General features: G+C 37.7%; 9 protein-coding genes. 5 read left to right on the top strand and 4 right to left on the bottom strand.

What is annotated here, in order from left to right; translation table 11 throughout:
* Positions 1-117: 117 nt before the first annotated feature.
* Genes SGJ10_00570 through SGJ10_00580 form a run of 3 tightly spaced genes read right to left on the bottom strand, consistent with a single transcriptional unit; the run spans position 118 to position 1,993 of the window.
* Complete coding sequence (locus SGJ10_00570; protein ID MDZ4756615.1) at positions 118-360, bottom strand: cytochrome b5 domain-containing protein; 243 nt, start codon at positions 358-360, stop codon at positions 118-120.
* Positions 360-1,277 carry a ribonuclease Z gene (locus SGJ10_00575; GenBank protein ID MDZ4756616.1) on the bottom strand — a complete coding sequence of 306 codons (918 nt, stop codon included), beginning with the start codon at positions 1,275-1,277 and terminating at the stop codon, positions 360-362. Before SGJ10_00575 ends, SGJ10_00570 begins: the two co-directional genes overlap by 1 nt.
* Entirely contained in the window at positions 1,274-1,993 is a 720-nt protein-coding gene (locus tag SGJ10_00580) for a T9SS type A sorting domain-containing protein (protein MDZ4756617.1), read from the bottom strand. Before SGJ10_00580 ends, SGJ10_00575 begins: the two co-directional genes overlap by 4 nt.
* 81 nt (positions 1,994-2,074) lie before the next feature.
* Between SGJ10_00580 and SGJ10_00585 the strand changes: the two genes are divergently transcribed.
* Positions 2,075-2,821: an SDR family NAD(P)-dependent oxidoreductase gene (locus tag SGJ10_00585; GenBank protein MDZ4756618.1), complete on the top strand. Its 747-nt coding sequence runs from the start codon at positions 2,075-2,077 to the stop codon at positions 2,819-2,821.
* A 145-nt stretch (positions 2,822-2,966) separates the two neighbouring features.
* Here the strand turns inward: SGJ10_00585 and SGJ10_00590 are convergent, their stop codons facing one another.
* Positions 2,967-3,404 carry a lipocalin family protein gene (locus SGJ10_00590; GenBank protein MDZ4756619.1) on the bottom strand — a complete coding sequence of 146 codons (438 nt, stop codon included), beginning with the start codon at positions 3,402-3,404 and terminating at the stop codon, positions 2,967-2,969.
* A gap of 131 nt (positions 3,405-3,535) precedes the next feature.
* Between SGJ10_00590 and SGJ10_00595 the strand changes: the two genes are divergently transcribed.
* The 4 genes from SGJ10_00595 (at position 3,536) to SGJ10_00610 (ending at position 7,739) form a co-directional block, all read left to right on the top strand.
* On the top strand, positions 3,536-4,639 hold the full coding sequence (locus tag SGJ10_00595; GenBank protein ID MDZ4756620.1) for a Re/Si-specific NAD(P)(+) transhydrogenase subunit alpha: 1,104 nt from the start codon (positions 3,536-3,538) through the stop codon (positions 4,637-4,639).
* A gap of 41 nt (positions 4,640-4,680) precedes the next feature.
* The gene (locus SGJ10_00600; protein ID MDZ4756621.1) at positions 4,681-4,989 is read left to right on the top strand and encodes an NAD(P) transhydrogenase subunit alpha; all 309 of its coding nucleotides are present in this window, start codon (positions 4,681-4,683) and stop codon (positions 4,987-4,989) included.
* A gap of 40 nt (positions 4,990-5,029) precedes the next feature.
* Positions 5,030-6,514: an NAD(P)(+) transhydrogenase (Re/Si-specific) subunit beta gene (locus tag SGJ10_00605; GenBank protein ID MDZ4756622.1), complete on the top strand. Its 1,485-nt coding sequence runs from the start codon at positions 5,030-5,032 to the stop codon at positions 6,512-6,514.
* A gap of 265 nt (positions 6,515-6,779) precedes the next feature.
* A complete protein-coding gene (locus SGJ10_00610; GenBank protein MDZ4756623.1) occupies positions 6,780-7,739 on the top strand; it encodes a hypothetical protein in 960 nt (319 codons plus the stop codon).
* Positions 7,740-8,007: the final 268 nt, after the last annotated feature.

Genomic DNA, 8,007 nt, shown 5'->3' on the forward strand with positions numbered 1-8,007 from the left:
ATGCAAAGATGTGGGAATTAGTTGATTTGAAAAAATAATTCTTTTTCGGCATTGCGGCTAGTGGTCGTCACGTTGTTCGCCGCAGCGAACAGCATGACGGTTCTCCTTCCAAAACTATTATACCAATTTCCCTACCACATCAAACTTATCAAACACAGTTTCCGTATGCGGTGCATCTTTTAGCTCGGGCGTGAGGTCTTGTCCTGCCCAGTGTTCGTAGTGTTTTCCCATTTGCCACAATCGGCTGCGGGTAACATCATATATCAAACCTTTATACGCAACCCACACTTCTGGTTTGTCCTGACCGTTTCGAAGTGCAAGTTGGTTTTTAGTATATTCGGGTAAATTATTAATTTCCATTATACCGTAAATGTCAAACCTTCTAAGGCCAAATCAGCATTTACAAATTCGGTACGTGCTTCTTCTATCATAGGTTCCAAGGTTTTGTAGCGTGCCGAAAAATGTCCTATAATAAGTTTGCCTACTGCCGCTTGCTTGGCAATGGCACCAGCCTGCAGTGCAGTGGTGTGAAAAGTTTCATTGGCACGTTCGAGCATCTCGTGCAAAAAAGTAGATTCATGATATAATAAATCAATACCTTTTATATATTTCACCAAGTCCTCATCATATATAGAATCGGAAACATAAGCATACGTTTTTTCTGGCTGTGGGTCATAAGTAAGTTCTGCATTTGTAATCGTATTTCCTTCGGGTGTTATATAATCATTCCCATTTTTAATACTGGGGTATTCTATAATAGGGATATTAAAACTTTCGCATACGTTTTTGTTTATTTTTCGCAGACCTTTTTTTGTTTTGATAAGAAAACCGGTGCATATAATTCGATGCTTGATGGGGAAACTATATATATCATACTTGTCAGAACTATATACATTTTGAATTCCATCCATTTTGGTTTCTATATAATGCAATGGGAATTTGATATGTGTTTCGGATACTTTGCAAAAATATTCCAAAAATTGTTGTAATCCTGGAGGCCCAATAATGTCGAGCGGTTCCGTGCGTCCATTCAAACTTAGAGTAGATAATAATCCGGGCAGTCCCAAAAAATGATCGCCATGCAAATGGCTAATCAATATTTTAGAAATACGGCCAAATTTAATATGATATTTAAAAATTTGATTTTGGGTTCCCTCACCACAATCAATCAATATATACTTATCGTTTATGTTAACCACCTGCGACGATGGATGCCTGTCAGGCGTGGGGCTTGCCGAGCTACAGCCCAATATTGTTACCTCGAAAGTATTAATCACATTTTAATAATTTTGCCAGCAAATGCTCCATTTGTTTTGATGATATACAAACCCGAATTCCATATTTTGGTATCGATATTTACTTGGTTAATTCCTGGGTTCAATTGCAAATTCATATCATATACTGCTCTACCATGCACATCGAAAATCTGCACACGACTTTTTTCAGATTTTTCATTTTGAATTTCCAAATTCACGTGTTGGTCGAACGGGTTTGGCGATACATTCATATAATTTGTGTGCTCACGAACTAAAATGCCGTTTGCTCCGTCCACATAGAAATTCCAAGTATTTGCAAAATCCTGGTGCCTGTAAGGGAAAGGTGCGGGCATAGGAAAATGTGCCGTTACGGTGATAATCATTTTATATTTCCCCGCAGTTCCAGTTGGTGGTGTGCCTGATAAAGTGAGGCAACCATTTTCGCCGCCCAAATAGGTGCAACCAGGTTTTCCACATTGCCAAGTAATGCTTTTGGGCAGGCTATCAATAGCTTTAATGGTTAGAGAATCGAAAGTTACCTTTTGCGAAAAAACGGTGGTGTCGGTGGGAAATTTGAATTGTATTACTTGGGAATAGCTTACTTGCTCCATGGCATGAGGAATCGTGTCAGGCTTAAATCCTGGACTTTTCAGGGAAGTGTCTACACTACATTGTGCCTGAGCATAATTTGTAAACAAAACGGCAATAAAAAATAAAATTGCAAATAGTTTTTTCATCAGAAATAATGATTAGTTTTGGGTGAGTGCTACTTTTGCAGCAAATATTTTTAACTCGGCAAATATAGAAACAATTACTTCATGAACAAAACAGCATTAATTACAGGAGCATCATCGGGAATTGGAATGGCTACCGCGAAACTTTTGTCAACCGCAGGTTACCGACTTATTCTCGCTGCCCGCAGAGAAGAAATATTGCAAAAGCTTGCAAGCGAATTGCCTTCAGAAACCCTCGTCATGAAGCTAGATGTGAGGGACAAAGCTGCCGTTTTTGCAGCGATAGAAAAGTTGCCTGTTGAATGGAAAGAAATAGATATATTAATTAATAATGCGGGCCTTGCAAGTGGAATGAGTACCATTGATAAAGGCGATATCGAGGATTGGGAAAATATGATAGATACCAATATTAAAGGACTATTATATATTACCCGAGCAATACTTCCTACAATGGTAGAAAGAGGAAATGGGCATATCGTAAATATTGGTTCAATAGCGGCCAAAGAGGCTTATGCCAATGGAAATATATATTGCTCAACCAAAGCTGCGGTAGACATGTTGAACCGCAATATGCGAATTGATTTATTGAACTACCCCATTAAAGTAACAGCCATACACCCAGGTGCTGTGGAAACGGAATTTTCCATCGTCCGTTTCCATGGAGATGAAGAGCGTGCCAAAAAAGTATATCAAGGTTTTGAAAGTTTAGTTGGCTTCGATGTGGCTGAAGCTATATTATTTGCCATCAACAGACCCGCTCATGTAAATATTAACGAACTCACGATAATGCCCACTGCACAAGCAGTTGCAGGTGTGATTCACAGAAGATGAAAGGATAATGGTTAATGATGAATGCAATAATGTGTTTATACTTTCGTCTAATATCTTTCGCCTGTTAACCAAACAAGTCTTTCTACTATCTACTCCCCACTGCCCGCCGCAGCGGGCTGTCTACTGTCTACTGACTACTTTTATCTTACTTCTTCGACAGAGTATATCTATCTATAGCCGTATTGGTTGTAGGGGTCCCGCCACTGCTGCTCGAATTCGTTATGGTGTAAACCGATTCCCATACTTGTTTCTTTTTCTCGTTGGTAGTAACCTTATAATGCTCCTCTCCTCCATTCATATATAGTGTAACCGACTGCGAGTTATTAGTCCAATAGAATGAAGATACATTCGTATTGGTGAAATTTCCTGCAGCAGTAGGAGTTGTAGCAACGCCCGATCCATCACTTTTAAATTCAAATGTCCCAGCATTGGCATCTGTTTTGGTTTGTGTGCCGGTGCTCGAATATTCATGGGCATCAATATTCCATGTGCCTTCAAGCCTGTTGGCCAATTTGGTGGTTTTGGTGCACGACATAATAAATAGTGCCGACAATAAAAATGTAGTAGTAAATAGTGTTTTCATGTATCAAATAGGTTAATTTTTCTCGGCAAATATAGTTTTGAAATGGACTTGGTAAAAAAATCAAAGAAAAAATAAACTTCAATTTATGTTTTTTACCTATTTAATTTGCACCCGAATAAAAAAGAAATTCGGTGAAAATAGGAATACTCAAAGAAACAAAGCCCGGAGAAAAGCGGGTGGCCTTATCGCCTACTGTGGCAGGGCAGTTAATCAAAAATGGATTTGAAGTTTTAGTTGAAAGTGGTGCAGGCACAGCCTCGTCATTCGAAGACCCTGTTTATGAAACTGCAGGTGTAAAAGTGGTGAGCGACAAAAGCCAACTGATTAGTGAGGCTGATGTGGTAGCTAAAGTGAACCCTTTCGCTGATGACGAAATTGCTCAGCTAAAAAATGGACAAATCATTTTTAGTTTGATGTATCATTTATCAAATCCGGAATTGATTCAAAAGCTTAATGGCAAAGGCGTTTCTGCCTTTTCGATGGATGCAATACCACGTATTTCAAAAGCACAAAGCATGGATGTATTAAGCAGTCAAAGTAATTTGGCAGGTTATAAAGCAGTGCTATTGGGTGCAAATCAGATGACCAAAATTTTTCCTTTGATGATGACTGCGGCGGGGACTATTATCCCTTCTAAAGTTTTGATTTTTGGTATTGGTGTAGCAGGATTGCAAGCCATAGCAACGGCCAAACGCCTTGGTGCACAAGTAGAAGCTACCGATGTGAGACCAGAGACCAAAGAGCAAGCAGAAAGTTTGGGAGCAAAATTTATTGAAGTAAAATCGGATGGCGTGAAAGCTGAAGGTGGATATGCCAGAGAAGTTTCGGAAGAGTATCAGCAAAAACAGAAAGAAGCCGTGAACAAATCTTTATCACAAGCCGATTTGGTAATTACCACAGCTCTTATTCCAGGCCGTAAAGCACCAGTGCTTATTACTGAAGAGCAAGTGAAGTTAATGAAATACGGGGCAGTAATTGTAGACATGGCTGCCGAGCAAGGAGGCAATTGCGAAATCGCAAAAGCCGATGAAATCGTATTTAAACATGGAGTATATGTAATAGGAACTACAAATTTGCCCAGCACACTTGCCACAAATGCGAGTGAATTATATGCAAAAAATTTAAGTACTTTTTTACAATATTTGGCTACCAAAGATGGTTTCAAATGGGAAATGGAAGAAGAGATTACCAAAGGAACTTTGATTTGTCACGGAGGAAATATATTAAAGAGTTAAGTTGATATTATATAATATATTAAAAAGTTAAAATAAAAATTATGGAAAGTATTATAAATTTTATAGGTAGCAACATTCAAATGTTTTACATCGTTATTCTCATGATTTTTGTGGGGATAGAAGTGATTGGTAAGGTGCCAGCGGTACTTCATACACCTTTGATGTCAGGAGCAAATGCGATACATGGCGTAGTTATTATAGGAGCTATATATGTGATGTTACATACTGATCCCGATAAGATACTTCCATTGGTATTAGGATTTTTGGCAGTAGTGTTGGGAACATTAAATGTAGTGGGAGGATTTGTAGTTACAGATAGAATGTTGGAAATGTTTAAAAAGAAAAAATAAATACTAAAAAAAAATGGATTTAATTACTCAAGGAACAGGTATGAACATGCAATATGTTTTAGATATTATATATTTATTCGCCTCAGTAACATTTGTTATTGGTCTAAAAATGTTATCTCACCCAGCCACAGCTCGTCGTGGTAATCTTATTGCGTGTGCTGGTATGTCAGCAGCAATAATAGGAACTATATTAATTCACGATAACAAAGTTCAACCTATTATATATACTTTAATCCTTTCAGCAATTGGCCTTGGAACTATTGCTGGTTGGCTGACGGCCAAAAAAGTGCAAATGACCAAAATGCCCGAACTTGTTTCGATATTCAATGGAATGGGTGGAGCTTGTGCCGCGTTAATTTCCTTGATTGAATTTCAACATATGAGCCATGAAGTTGCTCTTAGCCTGCCAGAAGATGGTGGAAATATGATGATGCAATTGATCGAAACGTTTAAAAATTTAGCTCAGCAAGGCGGCATGGGGCACACCGCAAAACTCGCTATGATAATGGCGGGCCTTGTGATAGGTTCAGTTTCATTTGCAGGTTCTATTATAGCTTGGGCCAAACTGAATGGTACTTTAAACAAGCCTATCCGCTTACCACAATATAATATTATCAATAATGCCTTAATGCTTGGTTTATTTGTATATGCTTTCTTAATAGTGAATGGGAATGTAGAAGGTATCATGCATGTATATATGCTTTTTGTGGCCGCATTATTATATGGTGTGATGTTCGTATTGCCTATTGGTGGTGCAGACATGCCTGTTGTTATATCATTATTAAATTCGTTTACAGGATTGGCAGCAGCTTGTGGTGGATTTATGTATAATAATAAAGCAATGCTCACGGGCGGTATTCTAGTAGGATCGGCAGGAACATTATTAACTTTAGTAATGTGTAAAGCCATGAACCGACCTTTGAGCAATGTTATATTTGGAGCCTTTGGTGCTGGCACAAAAGCCGCAGGTGAAGGTCGTGAATTATCAGGAAGTATTAAAGAAATTTCTATAACAGATGCTGCTGTATTAATGAACTATTCTAAGAAAGTTATTATAGTTCCTGGTTACGGATTAGCAGTAGCACAAGCACAACATGTAATACATGAATTGGAAACAATATTAGAAGAACGTGGTGTGGAAGTTAAATATGCAATTCACCCAGTAGCAGGTCGTATGCCCGGTCATATGAATGTATTGTTGGCCGAATCAAATGTATCTTATGATAAGTTAGTAGAAATGGAAGAAATAAATCCTGAATTTGCAAATACCGATGTAGTTTTAGTTGTAGGAGCAAATGATGTGGTGAATCCTGCTGCTCATAACGATTCTGCTTCGCCCATATTTGGAATGCCAATTTTGGATGTAGAAAATGCAAAGAATATTATAGTGAACAAACGTAGTATGAACGCAGGTTATGCAGGTATCGAAAACGAACTGTTCTATAATCCCAAAAACTCTATGTTGTTCGGCGATGCGAAGTCAGCCCTTACCAAATTGGTAAGTGAGTTGAAGGCGATGGATTAGATTTATCGTCATTGCGAGCCTCGCTCAGAAAAGTTAAAAATAATAACGATCTCTATAATGAGAGCCGTGGCAATCTCATTATAGTTTTCCGAATTTTCTAGATTGCACACGCCCGAATTTTATTCGGGTAGCTCGAAATGACGTAAACAAACTGAGCATTATTTCGGACACATCCATCCATGATTTCCACGTTTTAACAATAGCTTTTGTTTATAATAGCCGCAAATAGTTTACTTTTGCATAATAAACACCTATAAAATAAAGTATGGAAACCACGCCGCAACCCGCCACTAATTTTAGACCTGAACGAAAAAAGGAATCCAACCGCTTGGTTTATATTTTAATCATCCTGTTTTTATTGGGGATGAATGGTTATTTGCTATACATTTATCTCAATACCGATAAAGCTTTGGAAACTGAGCAAAGCAACTTGGTGGATGTAAAAAAAGAAAAAGCTGAAGTAGAAAAGCTCCTTCTAAGTGCTAAATTAGATTTAGAATCTTATCGTGGTATTAACGATTCTCTAAATGATGCTATTGATGAGATGAAGGATGAATTAAATAATCAGGCACTGGAAATACAAGGATTGTTGAATTCAAAGAATTTAACCAAAAAGGAGTACGAACGTGCTATGGAAAAGTACGAAAAATTTAAGTACTACTATGAAAAAACCAGAAAAGAACTCGATGAAAAACTTATAGAGCTTGATGCGGTAAAAAAAGAAAATACCGACCTAAAAGCATCTGTTAAAACACTGGAAGGTGATAAGGATAAATTAGATGGAGAAAAACGCAAAGCGATATCTGATTTAGATAATGCCAAAATATTGGAGGCGGTAAATATTAGTACCGTAGCAATTAGAATTAGAAGCGTTGGCAAAGAGCAAGAAACCACCAAAGCATCAAAAACAGAGCAGCTAAAAATATCTTTCGGTTTCGCCCGCAATGCAGTAGCAGAGCATAACCGCAAAGATGTATATGTTAAAATATTTGGTCCCGATGGAGTGGCCATCCGCGATGATCAAGCAGGGTCAGGCACCTTTAAATTTGCGGGACAAGAAAGTGTATATACTGTAAAACAATCTGTCGATTTTACGAATAATAGTGATATTATCTATATATATTACAAACGTGCTGGCGAATTTAAAAAAGGAAAATACAAAGTAGAACTTTACTGCGAAGGCTATCAGTTGAACCTCAATCCGACTATTTTAGAGCTGAAGTAGTTTTCAATTGCAAATTGAGCAGTAAATTATTTTTAACCACAGAGCCTCACAGCGTAAAAACCCCACAGAGTTTCACTAAGTTTTTTCTCGGCTCACTTGGTATAACAAAATCTAATAGTAAATTTCCTATAGCGTTTTCCTCCGTGTAATACCAATTCTTAAACTATAATAGGGTCTGCTCATAAACTAAAAAAAACTGTTATACTTACTATAAATTAGTATTTTATGCAATTAGGTCGTTGATTTTGCTGCAAGGCTTTTTAGCGAA

It is taken from the genome of Bacteroidota bacterium, assembly GCA_034439655.1.
Taxonomy (GTDB): domain Bacteria; phylum Bacteroidota; class Bacteroidia; order UKL13-3; family UKL13-3; genus CANJUD01.

What these genes read in the sequence shown, in the direction of transcription:
- SGJ10_00570 (MDZ4756615.1), bottom strand. Translation starts at nt 360, where the DNA reads ATGGAAATTAATAATTTACCCGAATATACTAAAAACCAACTTGCACTT.
- SGJ10_00580 (MDZ4756617.1), bottom strand. Translation starts at nt 1,993, where the DNA reads ATGAAAAAACTATTTGCAATTTTATTTTTTATTGCCGTTTTGTTTACA.
- SGJ10_00585 (MDZ4756618.1), top strand. Translation starts at nt 2,075, where the DNA reads ATGAACAAAACAGCATTAATTACAGGAGCATCATCGGGAATTGGAATG.
- SGJ10_00590 (MDZ4756619.1), bottom strand. Translation starts at nt 3,404, where the DNA reads ATGAAAACACTATTTACTACTACATTTTTATTGTCGGCACTATTTATT.
- SGJ10_00600 (MDZ4756621.1), top strand. Translation starts at nt 4,681, where the DNA reads ATGGAAAGTATTATAAATTTTATAGGTAGCAACATTCAAATGTTTTAC.
- SGJ10_00605 (MDZ4756622.1), top strand. Translation starts at nt 5,030, where the DNA reads ATGAACATGCAATATGTTTTAGATATTATATATTTATTCGCCTCAGTA.
- SGJ10_00610 (MDZ4756623.1), top strand. Translation starts at nt 6,780, where the DNA reads ATGGAAACCACGCCGCAACCCGCCACTAATTTTAGACCTGAACGAAAA.